The sequence below is a fragment of the Streptomyces sp. NPDC020898 genome (assembly GCF_044333925.1).
Taxonomy (GTDB): domain Bacteria; phylum Actinomycetota; class Actinomycetes; order Streptomycetales; family Streptomycetaceae; genus Streptomyces.
The window spans coordinates 25,300-41,413 of the sequence record NZ_JBIRRV010000006.1 but is presented as its reverse complement, the minus strand read 5'-3'; the positions used below and the strand labels follow the sequence as shown (position 1 = coordinate 41,413).

The 16,114-nt window shown below is 70.4% G+C and carries 15 protein-coding genes; all 15 read right to left on the bottom strand.

Translation table 11 applies throughout. The features are described 5' to 3' along the window. Positions 1-2 precede the first annotated feature (2 nt). Complete coding sequence (hpnH, locus tag ACH4TV_RS20155; protein WP_398399866.1) at positions 3-1,025, bottom strand: adenosyl-hopene transferase HpnH; 1,023 nt, start codon at positions 1,023-1,025, stop codon at positions 3-5. Between the two features lie 5 nt (positions 1,026-1,030). Beyond that, positions 1,031-1,669, bottom strand: a complete 639-nt coding sequence (locus ACH4TV_RS20150; protein ID WP_398399864.1) for a 1-hydroxy-2-methyl-2-butenyl 4-diphosphate reductase — start codon at positions 1,667-1,669, stop codon at positions 1,031-1,033. Further along, the gene (shc, locus tag ACH4TV_RS20145) at positions 1,669-3,678 is read right to left on the bottom strand and encodes a squalene--hopene cyclase (RefSeq protein WP_398399862.1); all 2,010 of its coding nucleotides are present in this window, start codon (positions 3,676-3,678) and stop codon (positions 1,669-1,671) included. Before shc ends, ACH4TV_RS20150 begins: the two co-directional genes overlap by 1 nt. Positions 3,679-3,791: 113 nt before the next feature. Continuing rightward, positions 3,792-4,865, bottom strand: a complete 1,074-nt coding sequence (locus tag ACH4TV_RS20140) for a polyprenyl synthetase family protein (RefSeq protein ID WP_398399860.1) — start codon at positions 4,863-4,865, stop codon at positions 3,792-3,794. 80 nt (positions 4,866-4,945) lie between these two features. After that, a complete protein-coding gene (gene hpnE / locus ACH4TV_RS20135) occupies positions 4,946-6,364 on the bottom strand; it encodes a hydroxysqualene dehydroxylase HpnE (RefSeq protein ID WP_398399858.1) in 1,419 nt (472 codons plus the stop codon). Then, positions 6,361-6,501, bottom strand: coding sequence for a DUF6380 family protein (locus ACH4TV_RS20130; protein WP_398399856.1), 141 nt, complete (start codon positions 6,499-6,501; stop codon positions 6,361-6,363). The genes hpnE and ACH4TV_RS20130 overlap by 4 nt, the downstream gene beginning before the upstream one ends. After that, on the bottom strand, positions 6,501-7,451 hold the full coding sequence (hpnD, locus tag ACH4TV_RS20125) for a presqualene diphosphate synthase HpnD (RefSeq protein WP_398399854.1): 951 nt from the start codon (positions 7,449-7,451) through the stop codon (positions 6,501-6,503). The genes ACH4TV_RS20130 and hpnD overlap by 1 nt, the downstream gene beginning before the upstream one ends. After that, the gene (gene hpnC, locus ACH4TV_RS20120) at positions 7,448-8,350 is read right to left on the bottom strand and encodes a squalene synthase HpnC (RefSeq protein WP_398399852.1); all 903 of its coding nucleotides are present in this window, start codon (positions 8,348-8,350) and stop codon (positions 7,448-7,450) included. The genes hpnD and hpnC overlap by 4 nt, the downstream gene beginning before the upstream one ends. A gap of 379 nt (positions 8,351-8,729) precedes the next feature. Continuing rightward, on the bottom strand, positions 8,730-9,509 hold the full coding sequence (locus ACH4TV_RS20115) for an ABC transporter ATP-binding protein (protein WP_398399850.1): 780 nt from the start codon (positions 9,507-9,509) through the stop codon (positions 8,730-8,732). Next, positions 9,502-10,431: an ABC transporter permease gene (locus tag ACH4TV_RS20110; protein ID WP_398399848.1), complete on the bottom strand. Its 930-nt coding sequence runs from the start codon at positions 10,429-10,431 to the stop codon at positions 9,502-9,504. The genes ACH4TV_RS20115 and ACH4TV_RS20110 overlap by 8 nt, the downstream gene beginning before the upstream one ends. A gap of 101 nt (positions 10,432-10,532) precedes the next feature. After that, positions 10,533-11,405 (bottom strand): glycosyltransferase family 2 protein, encoded by an 873-nt coding sequence (locus ACH4TV_RS20105; RefSeq protein ID WP_398399846.1) that lies wholly within the window; start codon positions 11,403-11,405, stop codon positions 10,533-10,535. Positions 11,406-11,413: 8 nt separating this feature from the next. Continuing rightward, on the bottom strand, positions 11,414-12,196 hold the full coding sequence (locus ACH4TV_RS20100) for a CDP-alcohol phosphatidyltransferase family protein (protein WP_398399844.1): 783 nt from the start codon (positions 12,194-12,196) through the stop codon (positions 11,414-11,416). Beyond that, the gene (locus ACH4TV_RS20095) at positions 12,174-13,235 is read right to left on the bottom strand and encodes an iron-containing alcohol dehydrogenase family protein (RefSeq protein WP_398399842.1); all 1,062 of its coding nucleotides are present in this window, start codon (positions 13,233-13,235) and stop codon (positions 12,174-12,176) included. The genes ACH4TV_RS20100 and ACH4TV_RS20095 overlap by 23 nt, the downstream gene beginning before the upstream one ends. After that, positions 13,223-13,975, bottom strand: a complete 753-nt coding sequence (locus tag ACH4TV_RS20090) for a sugar phosphate nucleotidyltransferase (protein ID WP_398399840.1) — start codon at positions 13,973-13,975, stop codon at positions 13,223-13,225. Before ACH4TV_RS20090 ends, ACH4TV_RS20095 begins: the two co-directional genes overlap by 13 nt. Then, positions 13,972-15,804 carry a DUF5941 domain-containing protein gene (locus ACH4TV_RS20085; protein ID WP_398399838.1) on the bottom strand — a complete coding sequence of 611 codons (1,833 nt, stop codon included), beginning with the start codon at positions 15,802-15,804 and terminating at the stop codon, positions 13,972-13,974. Before ACH4TV_RS20085 ends, ACH4TV_RS20090 begins: the two co-directional genes overlap by 4 nt. Positions 15,805-16,114: the final 310 nt, after the last annotated feature.

Below are 16,114 nucleotides of genomic sequence, written 5' to 3'. Positions count from 1 at the left end.
CGTCACTCCCGGTTTCCGTTGACGGTCTCGCGCATGGCGCGCAGGGACTCCTTCAGGGAGCCCATGGTCGCCATGACGGCGGTGGGCTCGTAGCCGCAGTGCGCCATGCAGTTGGCACACCGGTCGTCCTTGCCGCGGCCGTAGGCGTCCCAGTCGGTCTTCTCGATGAGGTCCTTGTACGTCGTGACGTACCCGTCGCTCATCAGGTAGCAGGGCTTCTGCCAGCCGAACAGCGAGTAGTTCGGGATCGCCCACGCCGTGCACGGGAAGTCGACCTTGCCCTCCAGGAAGTCCAGGAAGAGCGGGGAGTGGTTGAGCCGCCAGCGCCGCCGGTTGCCGCCCGCGAAGGCCTTCTTGAACAGCTCGCGGGTCTGCGTGACGCCGAGGAAGTGCTCCTGGTCCGGGGCCTTCTCGTAGGCGTAGGCGGGCGAGATCATCATCTCGTCGACCTTGAGGTCGTCGTTGAGGAAGTTGAGCACCTCGATGATGGTCTGCGGGGTGTCGGTGTTGAAGAAGGTCGAGTTGGTGGTCACCCGGAAGCCGCGCTTCTTGGCCTCCTTGATGGCGGCGACGGCCTCGTCGAACACCCCCTCCTTCGCGACGGACTCGTCGTGCCGCTCACGCAGCCCGTCGATGTGCACGGCGAACGCGAAGTACGGCGAGGGCGTGAACTTGTCCATCTTCTTGCGCAGCAGCACGGCGTTGGTGCAGAGGAAGACGTACTTCTTCCGCTGCACCAACTGCCGCACGATCTCGTCGATGTGAGGGTGCATCAGAGGCTCGCCGCCCGCGATGGACACCATCGGGGCTCCGGACTCCAGCACCGCCCCGACGGCCTGGGCGACCGGCATGCGCTGCTTGAGCACACCTGCCGGGTGCTGGATCTTGCCGCAGCCCTCGCACTTGAGGTTGCAGGCGTAGAGGGGTTCGAGCTCGACGATCAGCGGGAACTTGTCCCGCTTGCGGAGTTTCTGTTCGGCCAGATACGTAGCGACCTTGATGGTCTGGCGGAGCGGCATGGCCATCGGGCTCACCTCCTGGGGAGCAGCAAGGAACGGTGCCATTCGACAAAAGCGGGAAGGACCGAACGAAGAACGCGGAAGGCCGATATTCCACCGCGAAGCGTGCCGATCCGGACGAGTTCATGTTCTGGAGCGTCCACGACCACCCGTACGGCCGCAACCGGGCGCACGCCCGTGCGTACGGCGCTGTGGAGCGTGGCCGCCGACTCCATGTCGACCGCGATTGCGCCGGTCGCGAGCAGATCCGACCGTTCGTGACCACGGACGACGTGATCGGAGCCGGTGAGAGGGCCGGTGTGGACCGTGCGCCCGGGTACGGCACGCACCAGTTCCTTGACGAGCAGTTCGGTGCCGACACAGCGGGTGGCGCCGCGCGGATCCCGGGTCTCCTCGGCGACCACCAGGTCACCGGGGTGCATACCGGGGGCGAGCCCCGCGCAGAAGCCGGTGGCCAGCACGACGGCGTCGCGCAGCGCCGGGTCGGCCAGGGCCCGGGTGACGGCCTCCTCGGCCGCCGCAGGACCCATTCCCGTACGCAGCACGGTGACGGGCCCCCCTGCGCCGCGTACGCCCCGGCGCAGGGCGAGCCGCTCGATGCCGAGCGCGCAGGCGATCAGCAGCGGGGCCGACTCGGACTGCCTGTCCATCAGCCCCCCTTGACCTTGCCGAACGATTCGGCGAACGGCTCTCCGTGGACGTACCGGCCGAGCGCGGTGAGCGGGAAGACCTGGCGGTAGAGGTGGTAGTTGATCGAGAAGTCCCAGGGGAAGCCGGTGCCGGTGAAGTACGGCTCGTCCCAGGAGCCGTCCGGCAGCTGGGTCGCGGCGAGCCACTCGACACCGCGTTCGACGGCCTTCGAGTCGTGTTCCCCGGCGGCCAGCAGGGCGAGCAGCGCCCAGGCCGTCTGGGAGGCGGTCGAGGCGCCCCGCCCGCTCCAGGCGTCGGCGGCGGCGTAGGAGCGCAGGTCCTCGCCCCAGCCACCGTCGTCGTTCTGGACCGTCTCCAGCCAGTCCACCGCGCGCCGGATCGCCGGGTGCGCGGCGGGCAGGCCGGCGGCGGTCAGCGCGGGGACCACGGAGCCGGTGCCGTAGACGTAGTTGACGCCCCAGCGGCCGAACCACGCACCGCTCGGCTCCTGTTCGGCGAGCAGCCATTCGATACCGCGCCGGGTGCGCGGATCGTGGGACATGCCCTCGACGGCGAGCATCTCCACGACATGCGCGGTGACGTCGGCGGACGGCGGGTCGATGACCTCGCCGAAGTCGCAGAACGGCAGCTTGTTGGGGAGCGTGCTGGTGTTGTCGACGTCGAAGGCGCCCCATGCGCCGTTCTTCGACTGCATACCGAGGTTCCAGCGGACCCCGCGCCCGATGGCTTTCTCGACCCGCTCCGGATCGTGATGCCGGACGCGGCGCAGTGCGAGGACGACCTCGGCGGTGTCGTCCATGTCGGGGTAGTTGTCGTTGTGGAACTCGAACGACCAGCCGCCCGGCGGAAGTTCGGGCCGGCGTACGGACCAGTCGCCGGGCCGGACCACCTGCTCGCCCAGCATCCAGTCGGCGGCCTTGACCAGTTGGGGATGGTCGGCGGGCAGACCCGCGTCGGCGAGCGCGATGACGGCGAGGCAGGTGTCCCACACCGGCGACTGGCACGCCTCGATCATGCGGGCCCCGTCCTCGCGCCAGACGGTGAAGCGGTCCAGGGACTCCAACCCGGCCCGCATGACCGGGTGTTCGAGGTCGTAGCCGAGCAGGTGCAGGGCGATCACCGAGTACACGGCGGGCGGCTGGATGCCTCCCCAGCAGCCGTCGTTCTCCTGGCGCTCGATGATCCAGCGGGCGGCGGCGTTCATGGCGGCCTTGCGCAGCCGGCGCACCGCGACCTTGCGGTACCCGTGCAGCATCTTGTCGAGTCGCTGGAAGGCACCATCCCAACTCGCCAGCGGAGCAAAGGACTTGCCCGGGTTCGGCAGATCGGCGTCGGTGTGCAGCTCGTCGAGCGGGAAGGGCGCCGGCCGGACCGGGCGCTTCGCGCTGACGATGGTGAGCGGCACGATGGTCTGCCGGGCCCAGCAGCCGAAGTCGTAGATGTTGAGCGGCATCCACTTGGGGAAGTAGATGAGTTCCGGCGGCAGTTCGGGGAGGTCGTCCCACTTCCACCAGCCGAACAGGGCCAGCCAGATCCGGGTGAAGACCCGGGCGGCGGCGATGCCTCCCCGGTCGCGGATCCAGGCGGACGCCTTCGCCATGTGCGGCGCGTCGGGGGCATCCCCGGCCAGCCGCAGGGCGACGTACGCCTCGATGGTGGCGGAGAGTTCGGCGGGTCCGCCGTGGAAGGTGGCCCAGGTGCCGTCGTCGCGCTGCTCGCCGCGGATGAACAACGCGGCGGCCTGGGTGGTCTGTTCGTCCCGGATACCCAGGAACTGACGGAGCAGCAGATCCTCTGCGTCCATCGTGACGTTGGTTTCGAGGTCGCCCTTCCACCAGCCCTGGGCGTCCTGCCGCGCGAGCAGATGATCAGTGGCGCGCCTCACGGCACGCGCGGCGGCATCCTGAACCCCTGCCGCCACTGGGGCGTTGTTGTCGGTGTGGGTTTCGCTGGCCGAGGCAGCGCGGGGAGGAAGTGCCCCGGTGCTTCCGTCGGTCGTCGCTGTCATGGCTTCCCCTTCGTGCAGTGGATGTCTCTGCTGTATGGGTCCGCCGTCGGCCGGTGCGCCGCTGAGCGCGGCGCCGGCCGGCGACTACGCGAGGCCTATTCGACCGATAGTGATCATCTCTTTCGTACGACGACGAAGTCGGCGAGCGCGGTGAACTGCGCCCTCACGCGGTCGGGCATGTCGATGGCGTTCAGTGCGTCGACGGCGATGGTGTGCTGCCGGCGCGCCTCCTCGGCGGTCCACTCCCGGCCGCCCGCCTCTTCGATCAGGGCGGCGCGGACGGCGAACTCCTCCTCGGAGAAGTTCTCGAAGTCGCTGCTCTTCGCGTCGGCGGCGAGGAGTTCACCGAGCCGCTCGGCGGCCGGGCCGCTCGCCGCGAGGGCGGCGACGACGGGCAGGGACTTCTTGCGCTGGCGCAGGTCGCTCCAGGTCTGCTTGCCGGTGGCCTCCGGGTCGCCCCAGATGCCGAGCAGGTCGTCGACGGCCTGGAAGGCCAGGCCGAGGTGGTAGCCGTACTTCTCCAGAGTGTCGGCGGTGCGGTCGTCCGCGCCGCCGAGGACCGCACCGATGGAGCTGGCGCAGGCGAGGAGGGCGCCGGTCTTGTTGCCCTCCATCTCCAGGCACTCCTCGACGCTGACGCGGTCGCGGTGCTCGTAGGAGATGTCCTGCGCCTGGCCGTCGATGAGGGCGCGGGTCGCGGTGGTGAGGCGGCGGGTCGCGCGGCCGGCCTCCACGGTGCCGAGTTCCAGGAGGATCTCGTTGGCCAGCGCGAACAGGGCGTCGCCGACCAGGATGGCCTGAGCGGGGCCGTGCACCTTCCAGACCGTGTCGCGGTGGCGGCGCTGTTCGTCGCCGTCCATCAGGTCGTCGTGCAGCAGCGAGAAGTTGTGCACCAGCTCGACGGCGACCGCACCGGGGATGCCGGTCTCGGGCTCGGCGCCGGTGACCTCGGCGGACAGCACGGCGAGCGCGGGGCGGACGGCCTTGCCGCCGTCACCGTCCGCGGGGTTGCCCTGGGCGTCGATCCAGCCGAAGTGGTAGGCGGAGACGGTGTCCATGGGCGCCGCGAGCCGGTTGATCGCCGCTCGCAGTACCGGGGTGGCCAGGGTCCGGCCGCGCTCCAGAAGCGCGGTCACGTCCACCGCGGTCCTGCGAGCGGCCGTCGGGGCCGGGGGCACAGCGGGCACAGTCTCTCCTCTTGTTGCGGTGCTGGGGGTGCGGGGACGGGAACGAGGACGGGGACCTGCCACGTGCTGATGATCGAGCATCAAGCCGCCTCCTCGACGTCGAAGAGGTGGTGGCGGGACCGGCCCAGAGCGCCCAGCGCGGCGCCGGCCGCACCGACTCCACTGCGGACCGCGCTCTCCATGGTCGCGGGCCACCCGGTGGCGGTCCACGAGCCGGCCAGGTACAGGCCAGCTGCTGTGGTGAGGGCGCCGGGTCGCAGCCGCCCGACGCCGGGTGCGGGGGCGAACGTCGCTGTCCGCTCCCGGGTGACGAAGAAGTCCCGTACCCCGGCGCCCCGCGTGCGGGGCAACAGCCGCTCCAGCTCCGGCAGATACCGCTCGCGCAGCGCCGCCACGGGCTCGTCGATCTCGTCGTGCGCCGCCGACTGCGACAGCGCCAGATACTGGCTGTCGCCGCCGAGCCCGGACGCGTCGGTCCGGTCGAAGACCCACTGCACCGGGCTGCCGAGCGCCGCGACGAACGGCGTGTTCAGCACCTTCCGGTCGTACACCACATGGACGTTGAGGATGGGCGCGGTGCCGATCTCCAGCAGCCGTTCGGGGGCGTCGAGGGCGCCCGGGGGCAGCAGATCGTACGCCTCGCGCTGGGCCACGGCGAGCACGACGGCGTCCGCGTCGAGGGTCTCGCCGGGAACCTGAACGCTCCAGCGTCCGTTCTCGTTCTGTTGGATGGAGGTGACGCGTGTACGGACTTCGGTACGCACGCCCACGGAGTCGAGCGCCTTGCGGGCCAGGGTGTCGTGCAGTTCGCCCAGCGGGACGCGCGCCCAGCCGATGTCGGCCGCGCCCGGGTCGGACAGCAGACCGGTCTTGAACACCATCGCGGCGAGCGCCAGGGACGAGTCCCCGGCCACCGCGTTGAGGGTGGCGACCCCCACCAGGTCCCACAGTGCCTCGACGGCACGCTTCGACTGACCGTGCGCGGCCAGCCAGCTGCCGAAGTCCTGCGCGTCCAGCGCCGGGTCCGCGAGGTCCAGCGCCTTGAGCGCCAGCGCGGCACGCCCTACTTTGGCGCGCTCCACGAGCGAGAGGTGCGGATACGTGGCCAGGCTGCGCCCGAGATGCAGAGGAACAGGCAGCGCGTCGCGCCGGAGTCTGCCCAGCCGCCGCCCGGCGGGCTTCGCCACGTCGATGACGGGTACGTCGAGACGAGCCTGCACCGGAGCGAGCGCGGCGGCGTCGATGCGGTCCAGGAACCAGCGGTAGGCGGTGCAGCAACGCAGGTACACGTGCTGGCCGTTGTCGACGGTGAGTCCGTCGCGCTGGAAGGAGAAGGCGAGCCCTCCGAGCCGCGGCCGGCCTTCGACGAGGGTGACGCGGATACCGGCGTCGGCGAGCGAGAGCGCCGCGGTGATGCCTGCCAGCCCGCCGCCGACCACCACGGCGGTCTTCTCGCCGTGGTGGCCCGGCCGTTCTCCGGGCTGCGTACCGTCACTCATCGCGCACTCCCCCCTGTGCACCCGCCGTGCCGGATGAACGCCGCACGGCAGGCCGTTGAAGTCAGGGACGCCGTCCCCGACCGGAGGGTTGCGCGCCGTTTCGTCTCGGGCACATCACCTTGGACCGGATTGTCCATCAGGCACGCCTCCTGACGGTCCGCCGGGACACGTGCCGGGCGTCCAGTCCGGACAGGCCGCGCACCGCGACGTACGCCTTCTCGCGCCCCGGCAGGGAGACCCGGCCACGCAGCACGGCCTCCGGTTCGCGCTCGATGCGGTCGAGGAGGCGGCGGTAGATGCCGGCCATGGCGGCGACACAGGCGCCGCTGCGCCGGTCGAGCATGGGCAGCAGCCGGTAGCCCTCGGCGAACAGGGCGCGGGCGCGCCGCACTTCGAAGTGGACGAGGCCCGCGAAGTCGGAGCCCTCCGGCGGGTTCGGCCCACTGAACCCGGCCGAGCAGCCGAACTTGGCGAGGTCGTCGGCGGGCAGATACGTACGCCCGCCCTCGGCGTCCTCGCGGACGTCCCGCAGGATGTTGGTGAGCTGGAGCGCGAGCCCCAGCGTGTCGGCGTACTCGGAGGCGCGTTCCGCACCGCGCGCGCCCCGCTCCGTGCCGAACACACCGAGCGACAGCCGCCCAATGGCCCCGGCCACACACCGGCAGTAGACCTTCAGGTCGTCCCAGGTCTCGTACGTCTCACCGCGTACGTCCATCACGACGCCGTCGATGAGTTCGTCGAGGCCGCCGAGCGGGATCGGGAAGTGTGTCCCCGCATGACTGAGGGCGACCGCGACCGGGTCGGTGTCGTCCTCGTCGACCGCACCCTCGCGCACCCGGGTCAGCAGTGCTCTGGTGTCCTCCAGCCGCGCCGCCTTGACCTCGAGGGCCAGCGCGCCGTCACCGATGTCGTCGACCCGCCGCGAGAACGCGTACAGGGCGGACATCGCACGCCGCTTCGGCGTCGGCAGCAGCCTGATGCCGTACGCGAAGTTGCGGGCCTGCTGCCCGGTGACTGCCTCGCAGTAGCTGTAGGCGGCGAGTACCGGTGCGGACACGTGTGGTTCCGACTCCACGGTCCGGATCACCCCTCTCCTCGCAGGGTTGTGCCCACCTCGCGCAGCAGCTGGATCCTGCCGGGCTTGGGCGGGCCGGGAAGTACGTCGTATTCGGCGGCGGCGATCGCTCGGACCGCCGCCTTCCCCCCCGCCACGAAACCCGCGAGCAGCAGCTTCAGCCTGCCGTGGACGCTACCCACGAGGGGGGTGCCTTCATTCAGCAGGCCACGGGCGCGTTCCGCTTCGTATGCAACCAGTGCGCGCACCGATGCGCCTGCGGTGGGGACGGCGAGATCCGGCTCCTGGACATGAAAGCGCTTCATGTCCTGGGCCGGCAGATAGATCCGGTCGCGGCCGAGGTCCTCGGCGACGTCCTGGAGGTGTTCGACGATCTGGAGAGCCGTGCACACGGCGTCGGACCGGCGGATCCGCTCGGGCGTCGCGGTACCGGTGACGGCGAGCACGAGGCGGCCGACAGGGTTGGCGGACAGCTCGCAGTAGGCGAGCAGGTCGTCGTACGTCTCGTACCGTGCGACCAGCTGGTCCTGGCGGTTGGCGGCGATCAGCCCGAGGAACGGCTCGGGGGTGAGCGCGCGGCGGCGCACGGTGGGCTGGAGCCGGCGCAGCAGGGGGTGGTGCGGGGTTCCGTCGAAGACCCTGCGCAGGTCGGCCTCGAAGGCGTCGAGGAGGACGAGCCGGTCGTCGGCCTCCTCGGGGGACACACCGAGCAGGTGGGCGTCGGCACCGCCGGGGGCCAGGTCGCCGTCGCCGATGTCGTCGACAAGGCGGGCGAAGCCGTAGACGGCCATGAGGTCGGTGCGCCAGGCCTTCGGCAGGAAGAACGGTGCCACGGGGAAGTTCTCGTCCGCGGCCTTGTCGAGCGTGCCGCGCTCCGCGTCGGCGGTGCGCGTGGGACCGGTTGCCGTCACCGTTCGCTGCCCGGGGCGGGGACGGCGCACGCTGTGGGGAGCTGGGGAGTTTCCGTAGCCATCGCCGTCACATCTCCCGTTCTACACTGCTGACCCAATAGGCACTATTTCGGACACGCCGCCCAGCCGTCCACGCGTCGGTCGATGCCGGGTGTCGCGTGTTATCGCCCTACTTGCCGCGATTCAGCACTGGTACAGCTTACGTTGTACAACGCGCCATGGTCCGTCGGGGTGTCCTGCGCATCACAAGAACGAACCGATTGGCGTCAAGATTCCTCCGGTGAGCCGGAGTTGACGTTTCCTTTGCAGACGCGGGGCCCCGCCGGAACAGTTCCGGCGGGGCCCCGATTCGCCCGGCGACACGCCGGTCAAGCTCCGGCTACTTGCCGGTGAACTTCTCGTACTCCCTGAGCACCTCGTCCGTCGGTCCGTCCATGCGCAGTTCGCCGCGTTCCAGCCACAGGACGCGGTCGCAGGTGTCGCGGATCGACTTGTTGTTGTGACTGACCAGGAACACCGTGCCCGCGTGCTTGCGCAGTTCGCGGATGCGGGCCTCGGAGCGCTTCTGGAAGGACCGGTCGCCGGTCGCGAGGGCCTCGTCGATCATCAGTACGTCGTGGTCCTTGGCGGCGGCGATGGAGAACCGCAGCCGCGCCGCCATGCCGGACGAGTAGGTGCGCATCGGCAGAGTGATGAAGTCGCCCTTCTCGTTGATGCCCGAGAACTCGACGATCTGCTGGTAGCGCTCCTTGATCTCCTCGCGGGACATCCCCATCGCGAGGCCGCCCAATATGACGTTCCGTTCGCCCGTGAGGTCGTTCATCAGGGCGGCGTTGACGCCGAGGAGGGAGGGCTGCCCGTCGGTGTACACGTGACCGCTCTCGGCCGGGAGCAGGCCGGCGATGGCGCGCAGCAGGGTCGACTTGCCGGAGCCGTTGGAGCCGATCAGGCCGACGGCCTCACCGCGGTAGGAGGTGAAGGACACGCCCCGTACGGCGTGCACCTTGCGCACGCCGGGCGACTCGCCGCGCCTGACGATGCGGCTGAGGGCGGCGGTCGCACTGCCCTTGCCCGCCTTGGCGCCGTTGACGCGGTAGACGATGTGCAGCTCGTCCGCGATGACAGTGGGGATCTTGTCCCCGGGAATCGGGTCAGCCACGGCCGTACCTCTCCTCCGCCTTCCAGAAGTACACGAAACCGCCGACGGCGAGGAGCGCCGCCCAGCCGCCGGCGACCGCCCAGACGTGCGGCGGCAGGTTCTCCGAGCCGTAGCCGTCGATGAGCGCGAAGCGCATCAGGTCCATGTAGATGGCGGCCGGGTTCCACTGGAGGACGTCGGCGAGCCACTGCGGTTTGTCGGCCAGCATGACCGGGATGGAGAACATCACGCCGGACGCGTACATCCACGTACGCATCACGAACGGCATCAGCTGGGCGAGGTCCGGGGTGGACGCGCCCCACCGGGCCATGATCAGCGCGAGGCCCATGTTGAAGAGGAACTGGAGTGCGAGCGCCGGGACGATCAGCACCCAGGACGCCTTGGGGTAGCTGCCGAAGCCGACCGCCACCACGAACAGCACGATCATCGAGAACAGCAGCTGCTGAAGCTGTTGCAACGCGAAGGAGACCGGCAGGGCGGCGCGCGGGAAGTGCAGGGCGCGCACCAGGCCGAGGTTGCCGGAGATCGCGCGTACGCCCGCCATCACCGAGCTCTGCGTGAAGGTGAACACGAAGACGCCGGTGACCAGGAACGGGATGTACACCTCGCGGGGCATGCCCCGGTCCGCTTCGAGGATCACGCCGAAGATGAAGAAGTACACGGCCGCGTTGAGCAGCGGTGTGGCCACCTGCCACAGCTGGCCGAGTTTGGCCTGGCTGTACTGGGCGGTCAGTTTCGCCTGCGAGAAGGCGAGGATGAAGTGACGCCGTCCCCAGAGCTGGCGGACGTACTCGACGAGTCGGGGACGGGCGCCACTCACGGCGAGCCCGTACTTCGCGGCGAGTTCGGCCGCGGAGAGGCCGTCGTCGGGTGACGGTCGGTCGCTCACCACGACACCGCCGTCATGCGTTGTCTCACTCACAAATGGAAACTTTCGTCTTCAATATGCGCAGCTGAACGGGGAAGAGCACGGGCTGGGGACCGGGATGCGGTCGGCCCGCGTGGGCTCTCAGGGAGAGCTTGTCAGATCACCGGAGGACGGCCCAGTCGGGTCAGCCGCCACACCGTACGCCACCGGATGGGCCGGCGGGGACCGCACGGGGTGGTCAGGCCCTCCTTGAACCCTCCCCACCAGGCTCTGAGCGCCGGGCGGGAGGGGCGGCGAAGCAGTGTGAGCAACAGCCAGTCCCCCAGGTAGATGGGTACGAGGGGGGCGGGGAGGTTGCGTCGGGCCAGCCAGACGCGGTTGCGGGCGACCATGCGGTGGTAGACCGCGTGCCGCGAGGGCGCGGTCGCCGGATGGTAGAGCAACATGTCGGCCCGGTAGTCGATCATCCAGCCCGCGTCGAGGGCCCGCCAGGCCAGGTCGGTCTCCTCGTGGGCGTAGAAGAACTCCTCGGGGAGGATGCCCACTTCGGCGAAGACCTTCGTGCGTACGGCGTTGGCGCCCCCCAGGAAACTGGTGACGCGGGAGCTGCGCATCGGGTCCGTGGTGCCGGGGCGGGGCACGTGGCGGCGCTGGGTGAGGCCGGTGTCGGGGTCGGCGATGCGGAAGCTGATGATGCCCAGCTCCGGGTCGGCGGTGAACGCCTCCCGGCACAGTTCGGCGGTGTCCTGGTGGCCGAGGAGGCCGTCGTCGTCCAGGAACATCAGGATGTCGACGTCGCCGCCGGCCGGGCCGAACGCCTCGATGCCGACGTTGCGTCCGCCGGGGATGCCGAGGTTCTCGGGCAGCTCGATGCTCCGTACGCCCTCGGGGAGGACCGGGACGGGCGAGCCGTTGCCGACCACGACGACCTGGACCGGGTCGCCCTCCTGTTTGGCGATCGACTCGACGAGGGCGCGCAGTTCGTCGGGGCGGTTGCCCATGGTGATGATGACCGCGCCGACCCTCATCCCCGGACTCACCGCAGCCTGCTCGACGCGAGGATGGACACAAGGTGCAGCACGGTCTGCAGGATCGCGATGCCGGCCAGTACGGCGATGCCCAGCCGGGTCCAGAACAGGTCGCCGCCGAAGGCGTCGAGGATCGCCACGAAGAGGATGAAGAGGCTCGCCTCGACACCGCCGATCAGCCGGTGGAACTTCAGGGCGGCGGCGGCCTTACGGGCCAGGGCGAGCCCCTCGGAGCGCGGCACCGACAACTCCTCCTTGGCGGCCTCCAGACCGCTGCGGGACCGGGCCACGTCCACCAGGTCGGTCTCGGCCTTGATCAGGATCGCGCCGAGCGCGGCCAGGGTGCCGAGGAACGCCCACAGCCACTCAGGCGCCCCGGAGCCGTCCCACAGGTCGGCGCCGCGCAGCCCGAAGCCGATCAGCAGGGCCGACTCGGAGAGGTAGTGGCCGATGCGGTCGAGGTACACGCCGGTGATCGAGGTCTGGTTGCGCCAGCGGGCGATCTCTCCGTCGACGCAGTCGAGGAGCAGGTACAGCTGGATCAGTACGGCACCGAGGACGGCCCCGGTGAGGCCGGGCACCAGGAGGGCCGCGCCCGCCAGACCGCCCGCGACGACCATCAGGTAGGTGAGCTGGTTGGGCGTGATCCTGGTGTTCACCAGGTACGGGTCGACCCGCAGGGACACCTCGCGCATGTAGAGGCGTCCCGCCCAGTGCTCGCCGCTGCGCCGGTCCTTCACCCCTTCGGGGTGGACGACGGGGCGTAGTTCAGCTACCGATGGCCTTGACATAGTCCGCGTACGTGTCCTTGATCTGGTCGTTCGTGAGGTCGAGGTGTTCCAGGATCGTGTAGCGACCGGGTCTGGTCTGCGGGGCGTACTCGACGACCCGTACGAACTCGTCCGCGGTGAAGCCGATCTCCTCCGGCAGCACCGGGAGTCCGTGCCGGCGCAGCACCTCGGCCATGTACGCCGACTCCTCGTGCGCACCCCGCAGGTGCATGGCGAAGGCGGCGCCGAGCCCGCACTGCTCGCCGTGGCTGGCGGCGCGCTTGGGGTACAGCAGGTCGAAGGCGTGGTTGATCTCGTGGCAGGCGCCGGAGGAGGGGCGGGAGTCGCCCGACACCGACATGGCGATCCCGGTGAGGACCAGCGCCTCGGCCAGCACCTGGAGGAAGGCGTTGTCGCCGACCCCGCCGGGATGGCGCAGGACGGCCTCTCCGGCCTGGCGTGCCATCGCGGCGGCGAGTCCGTCGATCTTCTCGCCGTTCACCTCGCACGCCAGTTCCCAGTCGGCGACCGCGGAGATGTTCGACATGGCGTCGCCGATCCCGGAGCGCACGAAACGCGCCGGGGCCTCGCGGATCACGTCGAGGTCGATGACGACCGCGATCGGGTTCGGCACCCCGTAGGAGCCGCGCCCCGCGTCGTTGTCGAGGGTGGCGACCGGCGAGCACAGGCCGTCGTGGGCGAGGTTGGTGGCGACGGCGACCAGGGGCAGGCCGACGCGGGCGGCGGCGAACTTGGCACAGTCGATGATCCGGCCGCCGCCGAGGCCGACCACGGCGTCGTAGTGGCCGGACTTGATGGCGTCGCCCAGTTTGATCGCGTCGTCGATGGTGCCGCCGGCGACCTCGTACCAGGTCGCGCCGGGCAGCGCCGGGGCGAGCCGGTCGCGCAGTCTGGCACCGGAGCCGGCGCTGATCGCGACGGCGATCTTCCCGGAGTGCGAGATCCGCTGGTCGAACAGCACGTCCGCCAGGTGGTCCAGGGCCCCGCGGCGGATGTCGACGACGACCGGCGAGGGGATCAGCCTCGTCAGTACCGGCACGCGATCTCCCGTCCCCGGGCGAGATCCTCGTGGTTGTCTATCTCGACCCACGGGACCTCGCCGATGGGCGCCACGTCGATGTGGAACCCGCGGTCGACCAGTTCCTGGTAGCCGTGCTCGTAGAACTGCTGGGGGTCGGTCTCCCAGACGGTCTTCAGGGCGTCGGCCAGTTCGGCGGCGGCGGCGCCCTCGATGAGGGTGACGCCGATGTACTCGCCGGTGGCCCCGGCCGGGTCCATCAGCTTGGTGATCCTCCGCACGCCCTTCTCCGGGTCCACGATCACCTTCATCTCCTCGTCGGCGAGCTGCTTCACCGTGTCGAGGGCCAGGATGATCCGCTTTCCGTCACCGCGCGCGGCGAGGAGGGTCTTCTCGACGGAGACCGGGTGCACGGTGTCGCCGTTGGCGAGGATCACCCCGTCGGCGAGGGCGTCCCGGCCGCACCACAGGGAGTAGGCGTTGTTCCACTCCTCGGCGCGGTCGTTGTCGATGAGGGTGATCTTCAGGCCGTACTTCTGCTCCAGGGCCGCCCTGCGCTCGTACACGGCCTCCTTGCGGTAGCCGACGATGATCGCGGCCTCGGTGAGGCCGATCTCGGCGAAGTTGGCGAGGGTGAGGTCGAGGACGGTGATGCTCTCCTCGTCGCCCGCGGGCCCGACCGGCACGAGAGCCTTGGGCAGGCTGTCGGTGTAGGGGCGCAGACGCCGTCCGGCGCCGGCCGCCAGCACGAGGCCGATCATGCGGGTTCTCCTTCGTCGTGTACGGCGGGCGCGCCGCCCTGGTGGGCGGCCACCCAGTAGCGGATGCTCTCGACGAGCACCAGCAGGGCCACGGCCACGGCGAGGACCGTGAGCGCGACCACGAACTGCGAGGCACTGAGCAGCGCGGCCAGTACGACGACCATCAGAGTCCGGCCCTCGTGCCCTCCGCTCGCCCGTACCAGCCAGCGCGGGGGCGCTCCGGCGTTGCCACGGATGCGGTACACCGTGTCGTAGTGATGGTAGGCGACGGCGGCCACGAGGCCGAAAGCCGCGGGAAGTGCTCCGTTTACCTCCGCTTTGCCCGCGAGAATGAGGACTGTGCCGTATTCGCCTGCCCTGAAGAGCGGGGGGACGAGCCAGTCGAGGCGGCCGGAGAGGGGCGCGGCGACGGCTCCGCCCGAGCCGAGGACGTACAGCACGGCCACGGCGACGAGCAGCCAGCTGCCGTACGACCACACCCACGCGGTGAAGAGCAGCACCGCGGTGCCTCCCAACGCCACGAGGCAGCGCGAACCGGCCGGCAGACGCAGGGGAGCGCGCCCGATGAGCTCCGCGAGCGGACCGCTGTCCGCCAGGTCCGCCAGTGCTCGCGTCGCGCGGTCGGTGCGCTGGACCTTTCGGGTGAGTGAGCGCAGGACGCGTCCCGCCGTGGTGTACGCCGCCGCGAAGCCGCAGCCGATGAGCAGCACGGTGAAGGTGATCCGCGGAGTCGTGACGGCCGTCAGGACGGCGATCAGGGCCCAGCGCTCGCCGATCGGCAGGACGATCATCCGCCGTACCCAGACCGTCCAGCCGACGCTGTCGAGGCGGTCGGAGAGGGCGGCCGTGGGGCTGGTGTTCGCGGTGGCGTCAGTGTCCCCGGCATTCGCCTCGTTGAAGGAGAAGTCCACGACGTGCCGGCAGGTCTGGAGAACCATCGCGCCGAGGGCCAGCGCCCATACGTCGTCCCCACCGCGCGCCGCCCCGAGAGCGAGGCCCGCGTAGTAGGCGTACTCCTTGGCGCGGTCGAAGGTGGCATCCAGCCAGGCGCCGAGCGTCGAGTACTGGAGGGAGTAGCGGGCGAGCTGGCCGTCCGTGCAGTCCAGGACGAAGGAGAGGAGCAGGAGCACGCCTGCCGTGACGTAGCCGCCGCGGGTGCCGGTGGCCGCGCAGCCGGCCGCGATCAGCGCGGTGAGCAGCGAGGCGGTGGTGACCTGGTTCGGGGTGAGGCCGCGACGGGCACACCAGCGGGCCAGATAGCGGGAGTACGGGCTGACGCAGAAGGTGGTGAAGAAGCCGTCCCGGGACTTCACGGCCGACTTCAGGCGTACGGCCTCGTCGTCGACGGAGGCGACGGCCTGCCGTGCCTCGTTGCGGGCCTGGGGGTCGGCGGGGACGGTGGCGGTCAGGCTGCCCAGTTCGGGACGGTGGACGCCGATGCCGTCCGCCTCCAGGGCGAGGGCGAGGCTGTCCACCGGGACAGCGGAGGCGGCCTTGCCGGGGCTCGTCGGGGCGTCGCCGCTCGCGGAGATCTCCCGGGCCAGCACCCGGGTCAGGGCCGTACGGCCGGCGCCGGGCCGGGCCGACACGGCGCCCGGTAGCGCGGCGAGCGGGAAGCGGGGGTCGGTGAGGCCGAGACGCAGCGCGTGCAGGTGGCCGACGAAGCGGGCGTCGACGACGGCGACCCGTTCGTCGCAGGCCGCTTCGGCGAGGAGGGTCTCGGTGCCGGCGACATCGGTCGCGCTCCGCACGTCGAAGCCGAGGGACCGCAGATCGCCCTCGATCGACGATCCGGGAACCGGCTGACCCGTGAGGATGGCGGTCGGCAACCGAACTCACTCCCTGACACCGACGCGTGTACGCCGGTCATGTACATGTTGGTGGGGGAAACCCTGACCCACGGTGGCCGGGCAGCATGTCGGCAGAGGCTATCGGATGGCGCCTCGCCTGTGTTCACCGGCCGTTCCCGTCCGATCCGAGGTGGACCGGCAGCGGCCTCGCCTCGATCATCATGGGCGGCCCCGGGCGCCGCCCACCAACCATGGCCTCGGGCGAGGGCCGCCGGCCCGGGGCGGGCCCGACAGCTCGGCGCAGGGTGCACGGGGTGGTGGTCAGATCAAGCCAAGTGATCTCCCCCTG